This window comes from Citrobacter europaeus (genome assembly GCA_020099315.1).
Taxonomy (GTDB): Bacteria; Pseudomonadota; Gammaproteobacteria; order Enterobacterales; family Enterobacteriaceae; genus Citrobacter; species Citrobacter europaeus.
On the sequence record CP083650.1, the window covers coordinates 3,650,569 to 3,674,857 of the forward strand.

General features: G+C 51.4%; 23 protein-coding genes, 1 tRNA gene, 1 rRNA gene and 1 other annotated feature. Of the genes, 12 read left to right on the plus strand and 13 right to left on the minus strand.

What is annotated here, in order from left to right; all coding sequences use genetic code 11:
- Positions 1–76: 76 nt before the first annotated feature.
- The 5 genes from LA337_17200 to rluD form a co-directional block, all read right to left on the minus strand.
- Positions 77–152: transfer RNA gene (locus LA337_17200), tRNA-Glu, on the minus strand.
- An 85-nt stretch (positions 153–237) separates the two neighbouring features.
- A 16S ribosomal RNA gene (locus LA337_17205) occupies positions 238–1,779 on the minus strand.
- Positions 1,780–2,198: 419 nt separating this feature from the next.
- Positions 2,199–4,772 (minus strand): ATP-dependent chaperone ClpB, encoded by a 2,574-nt coding sequence (gene clpB, locus LA337_17210; protein UBI14897.1) that lies wholly within the window; start codon positions 4,770–4,772, stop codon positions 2,199–2,201.
- Between the two features lie 129 nt (positions 4,773–4,901).
- Positions 4,902–5,633 carry a polyphenol oxidase gene (pgeF, locus tag LA337_17215; GenBank protein ID UBI14898.1) on the minus strand — a complete coding sequence of 244 codons (732 nt, stop codon included), beginning with the start codon at positions 5,631–5,633 and terminating at the stop codon, positions 4,902–4,904.
- Positions 5,630–6,610: a 23S rRNA pseudouridine(1911/1915/1917) synthase RluD gene (rluD, locus tag LA337_17220; GenBank protein ID UBI14899.1), complete on the minus strand. Its 981-nt coding sequence runs from the start codon at positions 6,608–6,610 to the stop codon at positions 5,630–5,632. Before rluD ends, pgeF begins: the two co-directional genes overlap by 4 nt.
- Positions 6,611–6,741: 131 nt before the next feature.
- Here rluD and bamD point away from each other — a divergent pair, with 131 nt between their 5' ends.
- The 4 genes from bamD (at position 6,742) to pheA (ending at position 9,497) form a co-directional block, all read left to right on the plus strand.
- Entirely contained in the window at positions 6,742–7,479 is a 738-nt protein-coding gene (gene bamD, locus LA337_17225; protein ID UBI14900.1) for an outer membrane protein assembly factor BamD, read from the plus strand.
- Between the two features lie 269 nt (positions 7,480–7,748).
- Positions 7,749–8,087, plus strand: a complete 339-nt coding sequence (raiA, locus tag LA337_17230; GenBank protein UBI14901.1) for a ribosome-associated translation inhibitor RaiA — start codon at positions 7,749–7,751, stop codon at positions 8,085–8,087.
- A gap of 102 nt (positions 8,088–8,189) precedes the next feature.
- Positions 8,190–8,315: a sequence feature (Phe leader region), on the plus strand.
- Positions 8,191–8,238 carry a pheA operon leader peptide PheL gene (gene pheL / locus LA337_17235; protein ID UBI18501.1) on the plus strand — a complete coding sequence of 16 codons (48 nt, stop codon included), beginning with the start codon at positions 8,191–8,193 and terminating at the stop codon, positions 8,236–8,238. It overlaps the preceding feature by 48 nt.
- A 21-nt stretch (positions 8,316–8,336) precedes the next feature.
- Complete coding sequence (gene pheA, locus LA337_17240) at positions 8,337–9,497, plus strand: bifunctional chorismate mutase/prephenate dehydratase (GenBank protein ID UBI14902.1); 1,161 nt, start codon at positions 8,337–8,339, stop codon at positions 9,495–9,497.
- A gap of 97 nt (positions 9,498–9,594) precedes the next feature.
- Here the strand turns inward: pheA and tyrA are convergent, their stop codons facing one another.
- Together tyrA and aroF are read right to left on the minus strand one after the other, a co-directional pair.
- Complete coding sequence (gene tyrA / locus LA337_17245) at positions 9,595–10,716, minus strand: bifunctional chorismate mutase/prephenate dehydrogenase (protein ID UBI14903.1); 1,122 nt, start codon at positions 10,714–10,716, stop codon at positions 9,595–9,597.
- Between the two features lie 10 nt (positions 10,717–10,726).
- A complete protein-coding gene (gene aroF / locus LA337_17250; GenBank protein ID UBI14904.1) occupies positions 10,727–11,797 on the minus strand; it encodes a 3-deoxy-7-phosphoheptulonate synthase AroF in 1,071 nt (356 codons plus the stop codon).
- A 215-nt stretch (positions 11,798–12,012) separates the two neighbouring features.
- On the opposite strand from aroF, the gene LA337_17255 reads away from it, so the two are divergent.
- The 4 genes from LA337_17255 (at position 12,013) to LA337_17270 (ending at position 14,778) form a co-directional block, all read left to right on the plus strand.
- Entirely contained in the window at positions 12,013–12,387 is a 375-nt protein-coding gene (locus tag LA337_17255; GenBank protein UBI14905.1) for a DUF2799 domain-containing protein, read from the plus strand.
- Positions 12,388–12,545: 158 nt separating this feature from the next.
- Positions 12,546–13,064, plus strand: a complete 519-nt coding sequence (locus LA337_17260) for a YfiR family protein (GenBank protein UBI14906.1) — start codon at positions 12,546–12,548, stop codon at positions 13,062–13,064.
- Positions 13,057–14,283 carry a diguanylate cyclase DgcN gene (gene dgcN, locus LA337_17265; protein ID UBI14907.1) on the plus strand — a complete coding sequence of 409 codons (1,227 nt, stop codon included), beginning with the start codon at positions 13,057–13,059 and terminating at the stop codon, positions 14,281–14,283. Before LA337_17260 ends, dgcN begins: the two co-directional genes overlap by 8 nt.
- Before the next feature lie 12 nt (positions 14,284–14,295).
- Complete coding sequence (locus tag LA337_17270; protein ID UBI14908.1) at positions 14,296–14,778, plus strand: OmpA family protein; 483 nt, start codon at positions 14,296–14,298, stop codon at positions 14,776–14,778.
- 130 nt (positions 14,779–14,908) lie between these two features.
- Here LA337_17270 and rplS read toward each other — a convergent pair whose 3' ends face one another.
- The 5 genes from rplS to ffh all read right to left on the minus strand — a co-directional run bounded on the left by rplS (position 14,909) and on the right by ffh (position 18,534).
- A complete protein-coding gene (rplS, locus tag LA337_17275; protein UBI14909.1) occupies positions 14,909–15,256 on the minus strand; it encodes a 50S ribosomal protein L19 in 348 nt (115 codons plus the stop codon).
- A 39-nt stretch (positions 15,257–15,295) separates the two neighbouring features.
- On the minus strand, positions 15,296–16,063 hold the full coding sequence (trmD, locus tag LA337_17280) for a tRNA (guanosine(37)-N1)-methyltransferase TrmD (GenBank protein UBI14910.1): 768 nt from the start codon (positions 16,061–16,063) through the stop codon (positions 15,296–15,298).
- Between the two features lie 44 nt (positions 16,064–16,107).
- Positions 16,108–16,656, minus strand: coding sequence for a ribosome maturation factor RimM (gene rimM / locus LA337_17285; protein ID UBI18502.1), 549 nt, complete (start codon positions 16,654–16,656; stop codon positions 16,108–16,110).
- An 18-nt stretch (positions 16,657–16,674) separates the two neighbouring features.
- Positions 16,675–16,923, minus strand: coding sequence for a 30S ribosomal protein S16 (gene rpsP / locus LA337_17290; protein UBI14911.1), 249 nt, complete (start codon positions 16,921–16,923; stop codon positions 16,675–16,677).
- Between the two features lie 249 nt (positions 16,924–17,172).
- On the minus strand, positions 17,173–18,534 hold the full coding sequence (gene ffh, locus LA337_17295) for a signal recognition particle protein (GenBank protein ID UBI14912.1): 1,362 nt from the start codon (positions 18,532–18,534) through the stop codon (positions 17,173–17,175).
- A gap of 165 nt (positions 18,535–18,699) precedes the next feature.
- Here ffh and LA337_17300 point away from each other — a divergent pair, with 165 nt between their 5' ends.
- Complete coding sequence (locus tag LA337_17300) at positions 18,700–19,491, plus strand: inner membrane protein YpjD (GenBank protein UBI14913.1); 792 nt, start codon at positions 18,700–18,702, stop codon at positions 19,489–19,491.
- Positions 19,492–19,509: 18 nt separating this feature from the next.
- Positions 19,510–20,799, plus strand: coding sequence for an HlyC/CorC family transporter (locus LA337_17305; protein UBI14914.1), 1,290 nt, complete (start codon positions 19,510–19,512; stop codon positions 20,797–20,799).
- A gap of 50 nt (positions 20,800–20,849) precedes the next feature.
- Here the strand turns inward: LA337_17305 and grpE are convergent, their stop codons facing one another.
- On the minus strand, positions 20,850–21,443 hold the full coding sequence (gene grpE / locus LA337_17310) for a nucleotide exchange factor GrpE (GenBank protein ID UBI14915.1): 594 nt from the start codon (positions 21,441–21,443) through the stop codon (positions 20,850–20,852).
- A 123-nt stretch (positions 21,444–21,566) separates the two neighbouring features.
- Between grpE and nadK the strand changes: the two genes are divergently transcribed.
- Both nadK and recN read left to right on the plus strand, forming a co-directional pair.
- The gene (gene nadK, locus LA337_17315) at positions 21,567–22,445 is read left to right on the plus strand and encodes an NAD(+) kinase (GenBank protein UBI14916.1); all 879 of its coding nucleotides are present in this window, start codon (positions 21,567–21,569) and stop codon (positions 22,443–22,445) included.
- A gap of 85 nt (positions 22,446–22,530) precedes the next feature.
- Positions 22,531–24,192 carry a DNA repair protein RecN gene (gene recN / locus LA337_17320; protein UBI14917.1) on the plus strand — a complete coding sequence of 554 codons (1,662 nt, stop codon included), beginning with the start codon at positions 22,531–22,533 and terminating at the stop codon, positions 24,190–24,192.
- Positions 24,193–24,289: the final 97 nt, after the last annotated feature.

The window sequence follows — 24,289 nt, forward strand, 5'->3', positions numbered from 1 at the left end:
AAATATCTCAAACGTCACCCGAAGGTAAGTTTTGAGATATTGAGGTCGGCGACTTTCACTCACACATACCAGCAAGTGGCGTCCCCTAGGGGATTCGAACCCCTGTTACCGCCGTGAAAGGGCGGTGTCCTGGGCCTCTAGACGAAGGGGACACTGAAGTCTCAATCGCAAGACGCCTTGCTATTTACTTTTCATCAGACAATCTGTGTGAGCACTACAAAGAACGTTTCTTTAAGGTAAGGAGGTGATCCAACCGCAGGTTCCCCTACGGTTACCTTGTTACGACTTCACCCCAGTCATGAATCACAAAGTGGTAAGCGCCCTCCCGAAGGTTAAGCTACCTACTTCTTTTGCAACCCACTCCCATGGTGTGACGGGCGGTGTGTACAAGGCCCGGGAACGTATTCACCGTGGCATTCTGATCCACGATTACTAGCGATTCCGACTTCATGGAGTCGAGTTGCAGACTCCAATCCGGACTACGACATACTTTATGAGGTCCGCTTGCTCTCGCGAGGTCGCTTCTCTTTGTATATGCCATTGTAGCACGTGTGTAGCCCTACTCGTAAGGGCCATGATGACTTGACGTCATCCCCACCTTCCTCCAGTTTATCACTGGCAGTCTCCTTTGAGTTCCCGGCCTAACCGCTGGCAACAAAGGATAAGGGTTGCGCTCGTTGCGGGACTTAACCCAACATTTCACAACACGAGCTGACGACAGCCATGCAGCACCTGTCTCAGAGTTCCCGAAGGCACCAATCCATCTCTGGAAAGTTCTCTGGATGTCAAGAGTAGGTAAGGTTCTTCGCGTTGCATCGAATTAAACCACATGCTCCACCGCTTGTGCGGGCCCCCGTCAATTCATTTGAGTTTTAACCTTGCGGCCGTACTCCCCAGGCGGTCGACTTAACGCGTTAGCTCCGGAAGCCACGCCTCAAGGGCACAACCTCCAAGTCGACATCGTTTACGGCGTGGACTACCAGGGTATCTAATCCTGTTTGCTCCCCACGCTTTCGCACCTGAGCGTCAGTCTTTGTCCAGAGGGCCGCCTTCGCCACCGGTATTCCTCCAGATCTCTACGCATTTCACCGCTACACCTGGAATTCTACCCCCCTCTACAAGACTCTAGCCTGCCAGTTTCGGATGCAGTTCCCAGGTTGAGCCCGGGGATTTCACATCCGACTTGACAGACCGCCTGCGTGCGCTTTACGCCCAGTAATTCCGATTAACGCTTGCACCCTCCGTATTACCGCGGCTGCTGGCACGGAGTTAGCCGGTGCTTCTTCTGCGAGTAACGTCAATCACTAAGGTTATTAACCTTAATGCCTTCCTCCTCGCTGAAAGTACTTTACAACCCGAAGGCCTTCTTCATACACGCGGCATGGCTGCATCAGGCTTGCGCCCATTGTGCAATATTCCCCACTGCTGCCTCCCGTAGGAGTCTGGACCGTGTCTCAGTTCCAGTGTGGCTGGTCATCCTCTCAGACCAGCTAGGGATCGTCGCCTAGGTGAGCCGTTACCCCACCTACTAGCTAATCCCATCTGGGCACATCCGATGGCAAGAGGCCCGAAGGTCCCCCTCTTTGGTCTTGCGACGTTATGCGGTATTAGCTACCGTTTCCAGTAGTTATCCCCCTCCATCGGGCAGTTTCCCAGACATTACTCACCCGTCCGCCACTCGTCACCCAAGGAGCAAGCTCCTCTGTGCTACCGTTCGACTTGCATGTGTTAGGCCTGCCGCCAGCGTTCAATCTGAGCCATGATCAAACTCTTCAATTTAAGTTTGATGCTCGTGAATTAAACTTCGTAATGAATTACGTATGTTCACTCAGAGACTTGGTATTCATTTTTCGTCTTGCGACGTTAAGAATCCGTATCTTCGAGTGCCCACACAGATTGTCTGATAAATTGTTAAAGAGCAGTGCCGCTTCGCTTTTTCTCAGCGGCGCGGGGGTGTGCATAATACGCCATCCCGCTACAGAGTCAAGCGATTATTATCGCTTTTCCCCGCTGACCCGGCGGCTTGTAATCCGTTGTTCCGTGTCAGTGGAGGCGCATTATAGGGAGTTATTTCAGGCTGACAAGTTAAAAATACAAAAAACTTATCAAGCGATTACTTTTCAACCAACAGTTCAATTTTCGCCTGGTTTTTAAACAAAAACGAGCCCCGTAGGGCTCGTTTATTGTCGTTTTGTGACTTACTGCACTGCCACAATACGATCGTCATTCACTTCCAGGCGAATCGTTTTGCCTGGAATCAGCTCACCAGACAGGATTTGCTGCGCCAGAGGGTTTTCGATCTGTTGTTGGATAGCGCGTTTTAATGGACGAGCGCCATACACCGGATCGTAACCATTCGCACTCAGTAGCTTAAGCGCCTCGTCAGAGATATGGATTTCATAGCCACGCTCTTCCAGACGTTTGTACAGACGCTGCAGTTGGATCTGAGCGATAGAAGCAATGTGCTGCTCACCCAACGGATGGAATACAACAACCTCATCTATACGGTTGATGAATTCCGGGCGGAAGTTATGGCTCACGACGCCCAGCACCATATCCTTCATGTGGCCGTAATCCAGCTCACCAAAGCGTTCCTGAATCAGATCCGACCCCAGGTTCGAGGTCATGATGACAACCGTATTACGGAAATCAACCGTTCTCCCCTGCCCGTCAGTCAGACGACCATCGTCAAGCACCTGCAACAGAATGTTGAATACATCCGGGTGCGCTTTCTCCACTTCATCCAGCAGGATGACAGAGTAAGGACGACGACGTACCGCTTCCGTCAGGTAACCCCCCTCTTCATAACCGACATATCCCGGAGGCGCGCCAACCAGACGAGACACCGAGTGTTTCTCCATAAACTCGGACATATCGATACGCACCATTGCATCATCACTGTCGAACATAAAGTTTGCCAGCGCTTTGCACAGCTCAGTTTTACCGACACCGGTTGGGCCAAGGAACAGGAATGAGCCAATCGGACGATTCGGATCGGACAAGCCCGCGCGGCTACGACGGATGGCGTTAGAAACGGCTTCCACCGCTTCATTCTGGCCAATCACGCGGCTGTGCAGCTCCTGCTCCATACGCAACAGTTTTTCCCGTTCGCCTTCCAGCATGCGAGCAACAGGGATCCCGGTCCAGCGCGCCAGCACTTCCGCAATTTCTGCGTCCGTGACTTTGTTACGCAGCAGACGCATGGTTTTGCCTTCAGACTGGGTGGCTGCTTCCAGCTGTTTTTCCAGTTCAGGAATTTTGCCATACTGCAATTCAGACATCCGCGCCAGGTCGCCGACGCGACGCGCCTGTTCGATGGCAATTTTTGCCTGCTCCAGCTCAGCCTTGATAGTTTGCGTTCCCGAGAGGGATGCTTTTTCAGCTTTCCACTCTTCTTCCAACTCAGAATACTGGCGCTCTTTGTCGTCCAGCTCTTCATTGAGCATATCGAGACGTTTTTTACTCGCCTCATCAGACTCTTTCATTAATGCCTGCTGTTCCAGTTTGAGCTGGATAATACGGCGGTCGAGCCTGTCGAGTTCCTCCGGCTTGGAGTCAATCTGCATACGAATGCTGGATGCCGCCTCATCAATAAGGTCGATAGCTTTATCCGGCAACTGACGATCGGCAATATAGCGGTGAGACAGCGTTGCTGCCGCAACAATCGCCGGGTCAGTAATCTGCACATGGTGGTGCAGCTCATAACGCTCTTTCAGGCCGCGCAGAATCGCGATGGTATCTTCAACGCTTGGCTCAGCCACAAACACTTTCTGGAAACGACGTTCCAGCGCCGCATCTTTTTCGATGTACTGGCGATATTCATCAAGCGTTGTTGCGCCTACGCAGTGCAGTTCCCCACGCGCCAGCGCCGGTTTCAGCATGTTCCCGGCGTCCATGGCGCCATCGGCTTTACCTGCACCTACCATGGTATGCAGCTCATCAATAAACAGAATGACATTGCCTTCCTGTTTCGAGAGATCGTTCAGCACACCTTTTAAGCGTTCTTCAAACTCACCACGATATTTAGCCCCAGCCACCAGCGCGCCCATATCCAACGCCAGCACGCGGCGGCCTTTTAAGCCTTCCGGCACTTCACCATTGATGATACGTTGGGCCAGACCTTCCACGATAGCGGTTTTACCGACACCGGGTTCCCCGATTAACACCGGGTTATTTTTAGTACGACGTTGCAGCACCTGAATGGTGCGGCGAATTTCTTCATCACGCCCGATTACCGGATCGAGTTTGCCCTGTTCGGCACGTTCGGTCAGATCGACGGTATATTTTTTCAAGGCCTGACGTTGGTCTTCAGCCCCCTGATCATTCACGCTTTCACCTCCACGCATTTGTTCAATTGCCTGAGTGATATTGGCGGTCGAAGCACCTGCTGATTTTAATAAGTCGGTCAGCGTACCGCGTGACTCAAGCGCCGCCAGAACGAACAGTTCTGACGAAATAAAGTTGTCCCCACGTTTTTGCGCCAGCTTGTCGCAAAGATTCAGTACACGCACCAGATCCTGAGAAGGCTGAACGTCACCGCCGGTACCTTCTACCTGCGGCAACCGGCTCAACGCCTGGTCTATGGCTGTACGTAACTGGCCAGCATTAATGCCGGCAGACGTTAATAAAGGACGTACCGATCCCCCTTCCTGATTCAGCAAGGCGCTCATTAGATGAAGTGGTTCGATGAATTGATTGTCGTGCCCCAATGCGAGTGACTGGGCATCGGCAAGAGCAAGCTGGAATTTATTAGTAAGACGATCCAGACGCATAACTCCTCCCATAACAGGCCAAAATTGCTACTGGAGATTAAATGAGGTCATCCCTCAATTATTCAAGGTGAATGACCTGAATTATGTGAAAAGAAAATTACGCGTACCGGATCGTCTTGATTCTTTAGGTTATATCAGCCAAATAAAACTTGCCATACGACCCGTGGTATTGTCGCGACGATAAGAGAAGAACGTCTCACTTTCGCTGAAGGTGCAGCGGTCGCCGCCGTGGACGTTCTCTACGCCGACATTTGCCAGCCGCTGGCGCGCAAGCTGATAAATATTCGCCAGGTATTTGTCGCCATGCGGTACAAATGCAAGGTCCGCTTGCGGATCTTTCGCCATGAACGCTGCGCGAACTTCTGGCCCCACTTCAAACGCGTTCGGGCCAATAGCCGGGCCTAACCAGGCAATAATGTTTTCAGGTTTATCGGCAAAACACGCTACCGTCTCTTCCAGTACGCCGGCGCATAATCCGCGCCAACCCGCATGTGCCGCCGCGACTTCCGTTCCCGCGCGATTACAAAACAGCACAGGCAGACAATCGGCCGTCATCACCGCACAGACGGTGCCCGGCGTGTTGCTGTATGAAGCATCAGCACGTTTGGAGGCGTAAGGCCCGCCGGTCAGTTTCAGGACATCCTTACCGTGGACCTGCTCCAGCCAGACAGGCTTTGACGGCAGATTGCCCGCAGCAAACAGTCGTTTGCGGTTCTCTTCAACATGCTCCGGGTTATCGCCGCAATGGGCGCCCAGATTCAGCGAATCGTAAGGCGGCATACTGACACCGCCAATACGGGTAGAACTACACGCCGCAACACCTTGCGGTATCGGCCACTGCGGGACAATTAGCTTACTCATAGCCAGGCAATATCATCCTTATGTTCTTCGAAATCAGCGCGCATCACTGCAATCAATTGCACCATATCTTGTGGTATAGGCGCGTGCCATTCCATTTCGATACCGGAAATTGGGTGATAAAGGCGCAGCATAGTCGCGTGCAGCGCCTGGCGGTCAAATTTACGCAGCACGGAGATAAATTCGTCTGAAGCGCCTTTCGGTGGACGCGGACGGCCGCCGTAGACCTGATCGCCTACCAGCGGATGGGTGATATGCGCCATATGCACGCGGATCTGGTGCGTACGTCCGGTTTCCAGACGCAACCGCAGACGCGTGTGCACACGGAAGTGTTCCATAATGCGATAGTGCGTCACCGCCGGTTTACCCATTGGATGCACCGCCATGTGCGTACGTTTAGTCGGGTGACGGCTAATCGGTTCCTCAACGGTTCCGCCTGCCGTCATGTGACCAATCGCCACGGCTTCGTATTCACGAGTGATTTCACGCAGCTGCAGCGACTCCACCAGACGTGTTTGCGCCGGAACGGTCTTTGCCACCACCATTAATCCGGTCGTGTCTTTATCCAGACGATGTACGATACCCGCACGAGGAACATCCGCGATTGGCGGATAGTAATGCAGCAACGCATTCAATACCGTACCATCAGGATTCCCGGCGCCCGGATGCACTACGAGGTCACGGGGTTTGTTGATGACAAGAATATCGTCATCTTCATAAACGATATCCAGTGGGATATCCTGAGGCTCAAAACGAACCTCTTCATCAATTTCTGCATTGATGGAGACGCGCTCTCCGCCCAACACTTTTTCTTTCGGTTTATCGCAAAGATTGCCATTTACCAGTACGCGCTGGTCGAGGATCCATTCTTTTATGCGCGATCGCGAATAATCAGGGAACAATTCGGCCAAAGCCTGATCTAAGCGTTGACCGAGCTGATTTTCGGAGACTGTTGCGGTGAGTTCTACTCGTTGTGCCATAAACTGCTTCTTCGTTTAACGTTGGGTTTTACGGCTTTGCCGTTTAATATAGTGTGCTATTGTAGCTGGTCTTAACCGGGAGCAGGAACAGAGAATCTCCCGTAAAACATTTTGAGGAAAGTCAAAACGTCATGACGCGCATGAAATATCTGGTGGCAGCAGCCACGTTGAGCCTGTTTTTGGCGGGTTGCTCTGGTTCAAAGGAAGAGGTGCCCGATAATCCGCCAAATGAAATCTACGCGACTGCTCAGCAAAAGCTGCAGGACGGTAACTGGAAACAGGCAATAACGCAATTGGAAGCGTTGGATAACCGTTATCCATTTGGACCGTATTCTCAGCAGGTGCAATTAGATCTCATCTACGCCTACTACAAAAACGCCGATCTGCCACTTGCTCAGGCTGCCATCGATCGTTTTATCCGTCTTAACCCGACACACCCTAACATTGATTATGTCATGTATATGCGTGGCCTGACCAATATGGCGTTGGATGATAGCGCACTGCAAGGATTCTTTGGTGTTGATCGCAGCGATCGCGATCCGCAACATGCCCGAGCTGCGTTTAATGACTTTTCCAAGCTGGTACGTGGCTATCCGAACAGCCAGTACACCACTGACGCCACTAAACGTCTGGTGTTCCTGAAAGATCGTCTGGCGAAGTATGAATATTCCGTTGCGGAATATTACACTGCCCGCGGTGCATGGGTTGCCGTGGTAAACCGTGTGGAAGGCATGCTGCGTGACTTCCCTGATACTCAGGCAACACGTAATGCTCTGCCGTTGATGGAAAACGCTTATCGCCAGATGCAGATGAATGCGCAGGCAGAAAAAGTAGCAAAAATTATTGCCGCCAACAGCAGCAACACCTGATTTACCTCAGAATGCAAAACGGCAGCCCAACGGCTGCCGTTTTTTTATCCATTAACGTCATCACTGAAGCGGTTTAGCTTCGACGCATCTCATCAAATATGGCCTGCTTTCAGGTATTCCTCAAGTAAAAAATCGCTTGTTCCTGCGATGCCTCACAAAAAGGTTTTCTTGACAAAAAGCGACAAAATAATGTGATTCAGATCACACATTTTGACATTAGGAACGGTATGCTGGAATCACCAAGACGGGAAAGACAAGAGGTAAAATTTATGACAATGAACATTACCAGTAAACAAATGGAAATTACTCCGGCAATTCGCCAGCATGTCGCAGACCGTCTCGCCAAACTAGAAAAATGGCAAACTCATCTGATTAATCCACATATCATTCTGTCTAAGGAGCCACAGGGTTTCATTGCTGATGCCACCATCAATACACCGAACGGACATCTGGTCGCCAGCGCAAAACACGAGGATATGTACACCGCAATTAACGATTTGATCAACAAGCTGGAACGGCAGCTCAATAAAGTGCAGCACAAAGGCGAAGCCCGTCGTGCCACAACTTCAGTCAAAGACGCCAACTTCGTCGAAGCAGAAGAAGAGTAGTCCCTTACATTGAGTGTATCGCCAACGCGCCTTCGGGCGCGTTTTTTGTTGACAGGGTGAAAACAGTACGGGTACTTTACTGACGTAGCCAAAGGAAAATTACATGAAACTTATCCCGTTCTTCTTCGCATTCTTTTTTACCTTCCCCTGAATGGGAGGCGTTTCGTCGTGTGATAAAGAATGCGAAGACGAACAATAAGGCCTCCCAAAACGGGGGGCTTTTTTATTGATAACAAGAAAGGCAACACTATGACATCGGAAAACCCATTGCTGGCGCTGCGCGATAAGATCAGCACGCTGGATGAAAAATTACTGGCCCTGCTGGCTGAGCGACGTGGACTGGCCGTAGAAGTTGGCAAAGCTAAACTGCTTTCTCATCGTCCGGTTCGTGATATCGACCGTGAACGTGATCTGTTGGACCGACTCATTCAGCTTGGCAAAGCACATCATCTCGATGCTCACTACATTACTCGCCTGTTCCAGCTCATCATCGAAGACTCCGTCCTGACTCAACAGGCACTGCTGCAGCAGCATCTGAACAAAATTAACCCGCACTCGGCGCGCGTAGCTTTCCTAGGACCAAAAGGGTCATATTCCCATCTCGCCGCACGTCAGTATGCTGCCCGTCATTTTGAGCAATTTATTGAAAGCGGCTGCGCGAAATTTGCCGATATCTTTAATCAGGTCGAAACCGGACAAGCTGACTACGCAGTGGTTCCGATTGAAAACACCAGTTCCGGTGGGATTAACGACGTTTACGACCTACTACAGCACACCAGCCTGTCTATCGTTGGCGAAATGACCATTACGATAGACCACTGTGTCCTGGTGTCTGGCACGACGGATCTCGAGACCATTGAAACGGTATATAGCCATCCGCAGCCGTTCCAGCAGTGCAGTAAGTTCCTCGGTCGTTACCCACATTGGAAGATTGAGTACACCGAAAGCACCTCTGCGGCGATGGAAAAAGTTGCGCAGGCTAACTCACCCCGCGTGGCGGCGCTGGGGAGCGAAGCCGGAGGCGTACTGTATGGTTTGCAGGTGCTTGAACACATTGAAGCTAACCAGACGCAAAACATCACCCGCTTCGTGGTGCTGGCGCGCAAAGCAATCAATGTTTCCGACCAGGTTCCGGCGAAAACAACGCTGCTGATGGCGACAGGACAACAAGCCGGTGCGCTGGTTGAAGCGCTGCTGGTACTGCGTAACCATAATCTGATTATGACTAAACTGGAGTCACGCCCGATTCACGGCAATCCGTGGGAAGAGATGTTTTATCTTGATATCCAGGCCAACCTGGAATCCCCGCAGATGCAAAAAGCGTTGAAGGAGTTGGGTGAGATTACGCGTTCGATGAAAGTACTGGGCTGCTATCCGAGCGAGAACGTGGTGCCGGTGGATCCGAGCTGACAATCTTAATTTTCCGGATGGTGCTACGCTTATCTGGCCTACAATTCATGCGACTTTTGTAGGCCAGATAAGGCGAAGCCGCCATCCGACATCTTACTTAAGGACGACTGTCATTCGCCTGGCGCAACAAAGTACGGCTTTCACTCTGGAAGCGTTTCGCATAATCGCCGAACCAGTGCTCCACCTTACGGAAGCTGTCGATAAACGCTTGCTTATCGCCCTGCTCCAGTAAACCGATCGCCTCGCCAAAACGTTGGTAGTAGCGTTTGATCAGCGCAAGGTTGCTCTCAGACGACATAATGATATCGGCATAGAGCTGCGGATCCTGGGCAAACAAACGTCCGACCATCGCCAGCTCAAGGCGGTAAATCGGAGAAGATAGCGCCAGCAACTGCTCAAGCTGAACATTCTCTTCCGCTAAATGCAGACCATAAGCAAAGGTCGCAAAGTGACGCAATGCCTGAATAAACGCCATATTCTGGTCATGTTCAACGGCGCTGATCCGATGCAGACGCGCGCCCCACACCTGAATCTGTTCCAGAAACCACTGATAAGCTTCCGGCTGACGTCCGTCACACCAGACAACGACCTGCTTGGCCAGACTGCCGCTATCCGGACCAAACATTGGGTGTAATCCCACCACCGGGCCGTCGTGCGCCGCCAGCATCGCCTGCAAAGGACCGTTTTTCACCGAAGCCAGATCCACCAGAATACAGTCGGACGGCAGACGCGGTAATTTGGCGATCACCTGCTCGGTGACGTGGATCGGCACACTGACGATCACCATACCGGCATCAGAGACGATCTCCGGCGCGCGATCCCAGTCCTGCTGTTCCAGGATCCGTACCTGATAACCTGACAGGGTGAGCATTTTTTCAAACAGACGCCCCATCTGACCGCCGCCGCCGACAATCACCACCGGTCGCAGAGAAGGACAGAGCGTTTTAAACCCTTTATCGTTCTCACTGGAATAAGATTCGCGCATAACACGGCGCAGCACATCTTCAATCAGGTCCGGCGGCACGCCAAGTGCTTCCGCTTCCGCCCGGCGGGAGGCCAGCATAGAGGCTTCCCGTTCCGGCACGTAGATTGGCAGTCCAAAGCGGCTTTTTACTTCACCGACTTCGGCAACCAACTCCAGGCGGCGTGCCAGTAAATCCAGCAGCGCCTTGTCGACTTCATCAATTTGATCGCGTAATGCGGTCAATTCAGCAACCATAACCAACCTCTTATGCTACACGCGCCGACAGCTGGCCGTTTAAATCCTGGCTAATTTCACGCAGTAGCGCATCCGTCATTTCCCAGCTAATGCAGGCATCGGTTACGGACACGCCGTATTTCATTTCGCTGCGCGGCTGTTCAGAGGACTGGTTGCCTTCGTGAATATTACTTTCAATCATCAACCCAATGATCGAGCGATTGCCATCTTTGATTTGTGCAATCACGGATTCAGCCACGGCAGGCTGACGGCGGTAATCTTTATTGGAATTACCATGACTGCAATCTACCATCAGAGAAGGTCGTAGTCCCGCCTGCTCCATCTCTTTTTCGCACTGGGCGACATCTGCCGGGCTGTAGTTCGGCGCTTTACCCCCGCGCAGGATCACGTGACCGTCTGGATTTCCCTGAGTTTGCAGCAGCGCAACCTGCCCGGCCTGGTTAATACCAACAAAGCGGTGTGACTGTGCCGCCGCGCGCATGGCGTTAATAGCGGTCGCCAGGCTACCGTCGGTACCGTTCTTAAAGCCAACCGGCATCGAAAGACCGGAAGCCATTTCGCGGTGGGTCTGCGATTCCGTGGTTCGGGCACCGATTGCGGACCAGCTAAACAGATCGCCCAGGTATTGCGGGCTATTTGGATCCAGCGCTTCAGTTGCCAGCGGTAGTCCCATATTCACCAGTTCAAGCAGCAGCTGACGCGCAATTTTCAGGCCTGCTTCAACATCAAAAGAGCCATCCATATGAGGATCGTTAATTAACCCTTTCCAGCCGACGGTGGTACGGGGTTTTTCAAAATAGACGCGCATCACCAGGTAGAGGCTATCGCTGACCTCTGCGGCAAGGGCTTTAAATCGACGAGCGTACTCAATAGCCATTTCAGGATCGTGAATGGAGCACGGGCCACATACCACCAACAGACGCGGATCGCGACCGGAGATAATATCTGAAATGGTTTTACGCGACTGGGAGATTTGCGCTTCTTGCGCCTGGCTCAACGGGAATTCAGCTTTCAGCTGCTCCGGAGTCATCAGAACCTGTTCGTCGGTAATATGTACGTTGTTCAGCGCGTCTTTTTGCATGATGGTGATCCTGTTTAGCTCGTTTGCGATAGTTGATCCTCAGCGAGGAGGAGATAACGATAACATAATGGGTAAAGATTTCAATCCACAATCCGTAAATTTTAATTTACAACATGCAATTTAAAGCCAAAATCAGCCATCATGAATGTACACTTAAATTTACACCAACCAATATTCAGATCCGCTATGCTTACAAAAACGAAGGAGTACAGGCAATGAAGCAATTCATCAGCACCTTATTTCTATTATTTATTAGCGGATGCCAGATAGATCCCTATACCCACGCCCCAACCTGGACGGGTACCGACTGGTACGATGCCGGGATACAAGATGCCATTTCGGGGTATGCCGTTAAAGATAATGAAACTCTTGCCGACAACTACAATGACCCTGAAGTCGATCGTACGAAATATCTTAAGGGTTACGCCGAGGGACAACGTAAAACCTGCCAGCAGGATTTTGTTTATGCCAGGGGTTTGACCGGGAAAACCTTTCCCGCAAGTTGTGATACGGTCGAAAATGTTGACCAGTTACACAGCGCCTGGCAAAAAGGGGCAACCGAAGGTGCTGCCTCAATAAGATTAAACTAAACAATAGGTTATATTTTATTAATCACTAAGATTTTACTTAAATCATCTGTTGCTTTATCCCTGGCATAATGACGGCTTAGGAAAATAATGTTATTTTGTCCTAAACAATCTTGAATGTATTTCGACGTTTTACGGCAAACGCTGGTAGGTAACTATTCATGAGCTATTCTTACCGACTCATACTTCTACTGGCACTGCTCCTGACCGGATTACCGCTGTACGCCCAAAGCGTTACGGAAGAAGCGAAATCTGTACGCGCTATGGTTTCCGGCATCGTCAGTTATACACGTTGGCCCGCACTGTCCGGGCCCCCCAAACTGTGTATTTTCTCTTCATCGCGTTTTTCCAGTGTTCTGAAAGATACCAGTGCTGGTGCATTACCCTATCTTCCCGTCATCATTCGTACGGAACAAGAAATATTAGTTTCGCAGTGTGACGGTTTTTATTTTGGAAAAGAATCCCCTACTTATCAGGTGGAATTAAAGAATAAATATCCGTCTAAGGCATTGCTATTAATTGCTGAACAGAATCCCGAATGCATTATTGGCAGCGCTTTTTGCCTCATAATTAAAGATGAAGATGTGAGATTTTCCGTAAATATGGATTCCCTTTCACGCAGCGGCGTAAGGGTCAGTCCAGACGTATTGATGCTTGCACGGAATAATAAGCATGGATAAGGACCATTCTCCCATAACACGCCCGACGTTTAAGCGGACATTGCGGCGTATCAGCATAATCAGCGTTCTGGTAACCATGACGCTGATCTGGCTGCTGCTCAGCATATCTTCCGTGCTGGCACTGAGGCAGTATGCGCAAAAGAACCTGGATCTGACCGCAGCAACCATGACCCGCACGCTTGAAGCAGCGCTCGTCTTTTCTGATGGTGTCGCGGCAACTGAAACGCTGGCGGCGCTGGGCCAACAGGGGCAATTTTCCGTTGCAGAAGTACGTAATAAAAACCAGAAGGTAATCGCCACCTGGCGTTATAACGCGCAGGATACGACCGAAAAAATCAGCGGTATGATCAGCCACTGGCTGTTCCCACAACCGGTTACTCAGCCGATCTTGCATAATGGCAACGTCATCGGCGAAGTACGATTGACTGCGCGCGATAGCGTTATCAGTCATTTCATTTATTTGTCACTGGCCGTTCTTACCGGATGCATTCTGTTAGCATCTGGCATTGCATTAATGCTCACTCGCTATTTACATAATGGCGTCGTGGAAGCTCTGCAAAATATCACCGAGGTGGTACATGATGTTCGTACCAACCGTAATTTTTCACGACGCGTTTCAGAAGAGCGCATTGAAGAGTTTCATCTTTTTGCCCAGGACTTTAATAGTCTGCTGGACGAGATGGAAGAGTGGCAGCTGCGACTGCAGGCAAAAAACGCCCAGCTTTTGCGTACCGCTCTACACGATCCTTTGACGGGCCTGGCGAATCGCGCCGCATTTCGCAGCAGTATTAACGCCCTGATGAATGACGATGCCGCGCACAGCAGTTCCGCATTGTTATTTCTTGATGGTGATAATTTTAAATTTATAAATGATACCTGGGGCCACGCAGCGGGGGATCGGGTCCTGATTGAAGTGGCAAAAAGGCTGTCCGAGTTTGGTGGAACTCGACATCACCCATACAGGCTTGGCGGCGATGAATTCGCTATGGTGCTTTACAGCGTTCACTCTGAATACGAAGTTCAGCGGATCTGCGCGGCACTGTCACAAGAGTTTAACCGACCTTTTGACCTGCATAATGGTCATCTGGCAAGCATGACACTCAGCATTGGTTTTGCGCTGACGTGGGAACACGCCTCTGCCGAGAAATTACAAGAACTTGCCGATCAAAATATGTATCAGGCCAAAAATTTGCGTGCTGAACGCATTATTAAAAAATAAGGAATTACACACATGCTAAAACGTCTATTGTCGCCGCTTCTTCTGCTTTTACTGATTTTGGCGGGCTGTCAGGCACCTCAGGGAAAATTTACCCCAGAGCAAATTGCAGCCATGAAATCGTACGGATTTACCGAAGCTTCCGGAGACTGGTCTCTTGGCCTGTCTGACAACATTCTGTTTGACAAAAACGACTATAAGCTCCGTCCTGAAAGCGAAAAGCAGATCCAGGAAATGGCATCCAAACTGGCTGCTACCGGGCTTAACCATGCGCGCCTGGATGGTCATACCGATAACTACGGCGAAGACAGCTACAACGAAGCGCTGTCGCTCAAACGCGCGAATGTGGTTGCCGATGCCTGGGCAAAGGGCGCCAACATCCCCCGCACCAACCTGACAACCCAGGGCCTCGGGAAGAAATACCCGATCGCCAGTAACCAGACCTCAAAAGGTCGTGCTGAAAACCGCCGCGTTGCGGTCGTGATCGCGACACCATAATCACTCCCCACTGGCTGCGCACCGCGCAGTCATTCCATTGCCATAAAGAACAAAAGAGTAAATGTCGGGATAAAAAAAGGGCCAGCCTTTCGGCCAGCCCTTTTCTAACAGGATGTCGCTTGCGCGAATCTTAGTTAAGACGCTCTTTGATACGAGCAGACTTACCAGTGCGCTCACGCAGGTAGTACAGTTTAGCTTTACGAACAGCACCACGACGTTTAACAGCAATGCTGTCAACTACCGGAGAGTGAGTCTGGAAGACACGCTCAACGCCTTCGCCGTTGGAAATTTTACGAACAGTGAATGCAGAGTGCAGACCGCGGTTACGAATAGCGATAACCACGCCCTCGAATGCCTGCAGACGTTTTTTGGAACCTTCAACAACCCATACTTTCACTTCCACGGTATCACCCGGACGGAAGGAAGGTACGTCCTGCTTCATCTGTTCTTGTTCAAGTTGCTTAATAATGTTGCTCATAATTTAATCTCTTATCCTGGGTAAACTGATATTGGGGGCTTACGCCTGCCCATCATGTTTATGTTGCTGTTGTGCGTGTTCCTTTTTGAACTCCGCCAGCAACCTTGCTTGCTCTTCAGTCAGAGCCAGGTTTTCCAGAAGTTCAGGTCTTCTAAGCCAGGTCCGGCCCAACGACTGCTTCAAACGCCAGCGACGTATCTCAGCGTGGTTCCCCGACAGTAACACCGCCGGTACTTCCATCTGCTCTAACACTTCAGGTCGGGTATAGTGCGGGCAATCCAGCAACCCATCAGCAAACGAATCTTCGATTGCCGAAGCCTCATGACCCAGAACTCCCGGAATAAACCGGGAAACGGAGTCGATCAGCGTCATTGCCGGTAACTCACCACCGCTGAGTACGTAATCGCCGATTGACCATTCTTCGTCAATTTCGGTTTGAATCACGCGCTCATCTATTCCTTCATAGCGACCACATACCAGAATCAGCTTTTGATTCGTGGCCAGTTCGCTAACGCCCGCTTGATCAAGCTTGCGTCCCTGAGGTGACAGATAAATCACCTTTGCGCCTTCACCAGCCGCAGCTTTTGCTGCATGAATGGCGTCCCGTAAAGGTTGCACCATCATTAACATCCCCGGTCCGCCGCCGTAAGGACGATCGTCCACGGTACGGTGCCGGTCATGAGTAAAGTCACGAGGACTCCAGCTCTGGATGTTCAGCAGGCCATTTTTTACTGCCCGGCCAGTTACCCCGTAATCGGTAATTGCGCGGAACATTTCTGGAAACAGGCTAACGATACCTATAAACACAAGCCAATCCCCATAACGCCGACTTTTACCGTTTATCCGGTGGTTTAAAAACCAGGATCCCAATCTACTTCGATAGTACGAGTAGCGAGATCGACTTTCTTGATAACCTGCCCATCGAGGAACGGTACAAGACGTTCCTTGATACCAAACGCATCTTTCAGGTTTGCCTTGATGACGATGACGTCATTCGAACCGGTTTCCATCATATCGACGACTTTACCGAGATCGTAGCCTTCAGTGGTCACTACCTGGCAGCCCATAAGGTCTTTCCAGTAATAGGAACCATCTTCCAGCGCTGGCAACTGCGAGGAATCCACGACAATTTCGCAATTAGTCAGTAGATTCGCCGAATCACGATCGTCAACGCCTTTCAGCTTGATGATCAGATCCTGATTGTGGTGCTTCCAGCTTTCCAGCTGTACTTGCTGCCACTGACCCGCCTTCTGGATAAACCAGGGCTGATAGTCAAAAATGCTTTCGGCGTCTTCAGTGGAAGAAAACACTCTGAGCCAACCACGGATACCGTAAGAAGACCCCATTTTCCCCAAAACGATGGGTTCTACAGGAGCCTGTGCGGCGAGTTGCTTGCTCATCATGACCACCGTGACAGATTAAGCTGCTTTGTTTGCTGCTTTGATCAGCGTAGCTACGCGATCAGAAATAGTCGCGCCCTGGCCAACCCAGTGAGCGATGCGATCCAGATCCAGGCGAGTGCCTTCTTCTTTTTCGCTAGCGATTGGGTTAAAGAAGCCAACGCGCTCGATGAAGCGACCGTTGCGTGCATTACGGCTGTCGGTAACAACAACCTGGTAGAACGGACGCTTTTTAGCGCCGTGACGAGCTAAACGAATAGTAACCATAACATCCTCTTGTGTGAATAAAACACCCAGGCCCCATCGAGGAACGGAGCCCGGGTGTCATATTAAAAGCCCGAAAATTTTACTGATTTCTGGGGAAAATGCAATCAGCAGTTGATAACTCTGCTATAAAAGGCCGTTGGCGGTGCAGTCAGTTCGGTGCCGGCGTGCGCGCAGCCACCGGAGCGTACACGCAGTACGTGAGGATGGCGAGCACACCCCGGTGCCGAAATGGCAAACAAGCCAGGCCGATTAGCGGCCTGGGAATCCTGGCGGCATCATCCCCTTCATACCACGCATCATCTTCGCCATTCCGCCTTTCTTCATTTTCTTCATCATGCGCTGCATGTCGTCGAACTGTTTCAGAAGGCGGTTTACGTCCTGTACCTGCATACCGCAACCGGCAGCAATACGGCGTTTACGGGAACCTTTGATGATTTCCGGCTTAGCGCGTTCTTTCATCGTCATCGAGTTGATGATGGCTTCCATACGCACCAGCACTTTATCGTCCATCTGCGATTTCACGTTGTCAGGAATCTGACCCATGCCCGGCAGCTTGCCCATCAGGCTTGCCATGCCGCCCATGTTTTTCATCTGGTTGAGCTGCTCAAGGAAATCGTTGAGATCGAAGCCATCGCCTTTTTTCAGCTTGCTGGCTAATTTCTCTGCCTGCGCGCGGTCAACCTTGCTTTCGATATCTTCGATCAGCGACAGCACGTCGCCCATGCCGAGAATACGTGAAGCAATCCTGTCCGGGTGGAACGGCTCCAGCGCTTCGGTTTTCTCGCCGACGCCGAGGAATTTAATCGGCTTGCCGGTGATATGACGAATAGAGAGCGCCGCACCGCCACGGGCATCACCATCAACTTTAGTCAGCACCACACCGGTTAACGGCAGCGCTTCGTTAAAGGCTTTTGCCGTATTCGCGGCATCCTGACCGGTCATCGCGTCGACCACAAACAGCGTTTCTACCGGCTTGATCGAAGCGTGGACCTGTTTGATTTCGTCCATCATCGCTTCATCAACGTGCAGACGACCGGCGGTATCCACCAGCAGCACATCGTAGAATTTGAGTTTGGCTTCTTTCAGCGCGGCGTTAACGATATCGACCGGCTTCTGACCGACATCTGACGGAAAGAAGTCGACACCAACCTGCTCGGCCAGCGTTTCCAGCTGTTTGATCGCCGCCGGGCGATACACGTCCGCGGAGACCACCAGCACTTTCTTCTTGTGCTTCTCGCGCAGGAATTTACCCAGCTTACCGACGCTGGTCGTTTTACCCGCACCCTGCAGGCCCGCCATCAGTACCACGGCTGGTGGCTGCGCTGCCAGATTCAGGGTCTGGTTTTCTTCGCCCATTGCCGCAACCAGTTCGTTACGGACAATCTTGACGAACTCCTGACCCGGCGTCAGGCTTTTGTTAACTTCATGACCAACCGCTTTCTCTTTTACGCGATTGATAAACTCACGCACTACTGGCAGCGCTACGTCAGCCTCCAGCAGCGCCATGCGCACTTCGCGCAGCGTCTCTTTAACGTTGTCTTCAGTAAGGCGTCCACGGCCACTGATATTGCGCAGCGTGCGCGACAAACGATCGGTTAAATTATCAAACATTGTCTCTCGCCTGGGGTGGAAACGGTCGGTCGCGACAGCGACACATCAACAGAAATTTGTCGCAGTATAACATGAAGCCGCCTTTGTTGTTATGCAACGGTTGGAGCAGCGGTCACGTAACGCTATACTGCTTTTCTTTATCACTGGCCAACTGTCGACACCTATATGCCCGTTTTTGCTCTGCTTGCCCTTGTCGCCTACTCAGTCAGCCTCGCGCTGATTATTCCCGCTCTGCTGCAAAAAAACAGCGGCTGGCGGCGTATGGCTATTTTCTCTGCGGCCGTCGCGCTGGTAAGCCATGCTATCGCCCTGGAAGCGCGTATTCTGCCCGGCGGTGAAAGCGGACAAAACCTGAGTCTGTTGAACGTCGGCTCGCTGGTTAGCCTGATGATTTGTACGGTAATGACCATCGTCGCTTCCCGTAATCGTGGCTGGCTATTGCTGCCCATTGTCTACGCCTTTGCGCTGATAAACCTGGCCTTCGCCACGTTTATGCCTAACGAGTTCATCACTCATCTCGAGGCTACGCCGGGCATGATGATTCACATCGGGCTATCGCTGTTCGCTTACGCCACGCTGATTATCGCCGCGCTCTATGCGCTACAGCTGGCATGGATCGATTACCAACTGAAAAACAAAAAACTGGCCTTCAGCAATGAGATGCCGCCGCTGATGAGTATTGAGCGGAAAATGTTTCATATCACCCAAATTGGCGTGGTTCTGCTGACGCTCACCCTGTGCACTGGCCTGTTTTACATGCATAACCTGTTCAGTACCGAGAACATTGATAAAGCCGTTCTCTCTATCGTGGCATGGTTTGTCTATATCGTTCTGTTGTGGGGGCATTACCATGAAGGCTGGCGCGGACGTCGCGTCGTATGGTTTAACGTCGCAGGCGCAGTCATTCTGACGCTGGCCTATTTCGGCAGCCGTATACTGCAGCAGTTCGTGAGTTAAATCTTTAAGGAACCCTACGTGGAACACATCTCCACCACCACGCTCATTGTCACGCTTCTCATCATGGTGGTCATTTCCGCCTATTTTTCCGGTTCTGAAACCGGAATGATGACCCTGAATCGCTACCGTCTACGTCATCGGGCCAAGCAGGGAAATCGTCAGGCAAAACGCGTTGAAAAGTTACTTCGCAAGCCGGATCGCCTGATAAGCCTGGTGCTCATCGGTAATAATCTGGTGAATATTCTGGCCTCCGCGCTCGGCACCATTGTCGGTATGCGCCTGTATGGCGATGCAGGCGTCGCCATTGCCACCGGGGTACTGACGTTTGTAGTACTGGTTTTTGCCGAAGTATTACCAAAGACCATCGCCGCGCTGTATCCGGAAAAAGTCGCCTATCCAAGCAGCGTCCTGTTGGCTCCCCTGCAGATTCTGATGATGCCCCTGGTATGGCTACTCAACACCATCACGCGGCTGCTGATGCGCATGATGGGCATCAAAACGGATATCGTAGTGAGCGGTTCGCTGAGTAAAGATGAGCTACGAACGCTGGTGAATGAATCGCGCTCGCAAATCTCACGCCGTAACCAGGATATGCTGCTGTCAGTGCTGGATCTGGAAAAAGTCAGCGTCGATGACATCATGATCCCGCGTAACGAAATCATCGGCATTGATATTAACGATGACTGGAAGTCAATCGTGCGTCAGCTTTCGCACTCCCCGCACGGCCGTATTGTGCTGTATCGCGACTCGCTGGACGACGCCATCAGCATGCTGCGCGTACGTGAAGCCTGGCGATTGATGGCCGAGAAAAAAGAGTTCACTAAAGAGACCATGTTACGCGCCGCCGACGAGATATATTACGTACCGGAAGGCACGCCGCTCAGCACCCAGCTCATTAAGTTTCAGCGAAATAAGAAGAAAGTGGGATTGGTCGTCAATGAATATGGCGATATTCAGGGGCTGGTCACGGTCGAGGATATTCTGGAAGAAATTGTCGGCGATTTCACCACCTCAATGTCACCCACGCTTGCCGAAGAGGTAACGCCACAGAATGATGGCTCGGTGATTATTGACGGCAGCGCCAACGTTCGTGAAATCAATAAGGCGTTTAACTGGCATCTGCCGGAAGATGACGCACGTACCGTAAACGGTATTATTCTTGAAGCGCTGGAAGAGATCCCGGTGGCCGGCACGCGTGTGCGTATTGGGCAGTACGATATCGATATTCTCGACGTGCAGGACAATATGATTAAACAGGTGCAGGTATTGCCGGTCAAGCCGCTACGAGAAAGCGTGTCGGACCAGTGAGCGAAATTCAGGCCGGGTAGCGCGTGAGCATTACCCGACCTGAAGGCTGATTAGCCTTTAGCTTTCGCCACAGAGACCATCGCGGCGCGGATGGTACGTCCGTTCAGGGTATAGCCTTTTTGCATTACCATCAGCACATTACCGGCAGCAACTTCGTCAGACTCGACCATTGCAATTGCCTGGTGCACATTCGGGTCCATCGGCACATCGATATCCGCAACCACCTGTACGCCAAACTTCGCCACGACATCCAGCATTGACTTACGGGTCAGCTCAATACCTTCAACCATCGCCGCCATAGCGTCATTATCTTTGTCCGCCACTTCCAGCGCACGGTCCAGACTATCCAGCACCGGCAGCAGTTCGTTGACGAATTTTTCCAGCGCAAACTTATGCGCTTTTTCTACGTCAAGTTCGGTACGACGACGCAGGTTTTCCATTTCCGCTTTGATACGCAACACGCTGTCGCGCTCGCGAGTTTCGGCTTCAGCAAGCTGAGCTTCAAGATTCGCAATTTTTTCATCGCGCGGATCCACCTGCTCAGCAGAAGCGTCCGATTCAACCGCCTCAACTTCTTCGTGCTGATCCATGATAATTTCTTCCGGGGCTTGCCCCTCAGGCGTTTTCTGTTCTTTACTACTCATGAATTTCTCCGCGTTTTTTTTCGCATTCATCTCGCTAACTTGGCTTATTATGGGGATCAGATTCAGGGATTCAAGGGAAGTACTCACATTGTCACTAATCTTCGTTACAAGGACCTCGAGAAAATGAACAAACATTTCAAGTGTATTGGCATTGTGGGGCATCCACGTCACCCCACTGCACTGACCACACATGAAATGCTCTACCGCTGGCTGTGCGCCAAAGGTTATGAGGTTATCGTTGAGCAACAAATCGCCCACGAGCTACAGCTGAAAAATGTGAAAACCGGTACGCTCGCAGAGATTGGCCAGCAGGCAGACCTCGCCGTGGTCGTCGGCGGCGACGGCAATATGCTGGGCGCCGCACGCACTCTGGCACGTTATGACATCAAGGTTATTGGCATTAACCGCGGCAACCTTGGTTTCCTGACCGACCTTGACCCAGACAATGCCCAACAGCAGCTAGCTGACGTGCTGGAAGGCCACTACATCAGCGAAAAGCGCTTTTTACTCGAAGCCCAGGTATGCCAACAGGATTGCCAGAAGCGCATTAGCACTGCGATCAATGAAGTTGTGCTGCACCCCGGGAAAGTGGCGCACATGATTGAATTCGAAGTCTATATCGATGAAATCTTTGCCTTCTCTCAACGTTCAGATGGGTTGATTATCTCCACACCAACTGGTTCTACCGCCTACTCGCTCTCTGCCGGAGGCCCAATTCTGACACCTTCTCTGGATGCCATTACGCTGGTTCCGATGTTTCCGCATACGCTTTCCGCGCGACCGCTGGTGATCAACAGTAGCAGCACTATACGCCTGCGTTTTTCTCATCGCCGGAACGATCTCGAGATCAGCTGTGACAGCCAAATAGCCCTGCCTATACAGGAAGGTGAAGACGTATTGATTCGCCGCTGTGATTATCATCTGAACCTGATACATCCAAAAGATTACAGCTATTTCAACACATTAAGTACAAAACTAGGCTGGTCAAAAAAATTATTCTAATTTAACGCTAACCTCTTTACTGTATAAAAAACCAGTTTATACTGTATGTAATTACAGTTATGGTTTTTCATACAGGAAAACAGCTATGTTGGCACAACTGACCATCAGCAATTTCGCTATCGTTCGTGAACTTGAGATCGATTTCCAGAACGGAATGACCGTTATTACCGGTGAGACCGGTGCGGGTAAATCCATTGCCATTGATGCTCTCGGTTTATGTCTGGGCGGACGCGCAGACGCCGACATGGTGCGTGCAGGCGCCACGCGAGCCGACCTCTGCGCCCATTTTGCCTTAAAAGATACCCCCGCAGCTCTGCGCTGGCTGGAAGAGAACCAGCTTGAGGAAGGCCGTGAGTGTCTACTGCGTCGCGTTATCAGCAGCGACGGCCGCTCTCGTGGCTTTATTAACGGTACCGCCGTTCCATTGTCGCAGTTGCGCGAACTGGGCCAGTTACTTATTCAAATCCACGGTCAGCATGCACATCAGCTCCTGACTAAATCAGAACACCAAAAATCCCTGCTGGACGGTTACGCCAATGAAGCGTCCCTGACTCAAGAAATGGCTGCGCGCTACCAGTTGTGGCACCAAAGCTGTCGTGACCTGGCGCATCATCAACAACAAAGTCAGGAACGCGCAGCCCGGGCGGAACTATTGCAATACCAGTTAAAGGAACTGAACGAATTCAACCCGCAGCCGGGCGAATTTGAGCAAATTGATGAAGAGTACAAGCGTCTGGCTAACAGCGGGCAATTGCTCACCACCAGCCAGCAGGCGCTGGCTATCCTGGCGGATGGTGAAGACATCAATTTGCAAAGCCAACTGTACACCGCAAAGCACCTGGTTACTGAACTGGCAGGCATGGACGGCAAGCTTTCCGGTATTCTGGATATGCTGGAAGAGGCCACTATCCAGCTCAGCGAAGCCAGCGACGAGCTGCGCCACTATTGCGATCGTCTGGATTTAGACCCTAATCGTTTGTTCGAACTTGAGCAGCGCATTTCTAAACAAATCTCGCTGGCGCGTAAGCATCATGTTGCCCCTGAAGCGCTGCCACAGTTCTATCAGTCATTGCTGGATGAACAACAGCAACTGGACGATCAGGCCGACTCGCTCGAAACTTTAACCCTGGCGGTGAACAATCACCATTTGCAGGCATTGGAAACGGCAAAAATGCTGCACCAGCAGCGCCAACATTATGCTCAGGAGCTGGGACAACTTATTACAGAGAGCATGCATACTCTCTCGATGCCGCACGGTGTCTTTTGCATTGATGTGAAATTTGAGGAGCACCATCTGAGCGCAGACGGAGCCGATCGCGTTGAGTTTAAAGTGACGACTAACCCGGGTCAGCCGTTACAGCCAATTGCGAAAGTGGCTTCCGGCGGGGAGCTGTCGCGTATTGCGCTGGCGATTCAGGTCATTACCGCACGTAAAATGGAAACTCCGGCGCTGATTTTCGATGAAGTGGACGTGGGTATCAGCGGCCCAACTGCTGCGGTGGTGGGCAAAATGCTGCGTCAGTTAGGCGAGTCAACTCAGGTAATGTGTGTGACTCACCTGCCGCAGGTTGCTGGCTGTGGTCACCAACACTTCTACGTCAGTAAAGAAACGGATGGCGCGATGACGGAAACACACATGCAGCCGCTTGATAAACGCGCTCGCCTGCAGGAATTAGCCCGCCTGCTTGGCGGTAGCGAAGTGACGCGCAATACCCTCGCAAATGCAAAAGAACTGCTGGCGGCATAAACTTTTTTACCTTGTGAAGGTCTGAGTTCAACATAAAATCGCCGACCGACCCGACAGCAAAAGGTTTTAAAGTGGTGAAAGGTCTATTATCATCGGC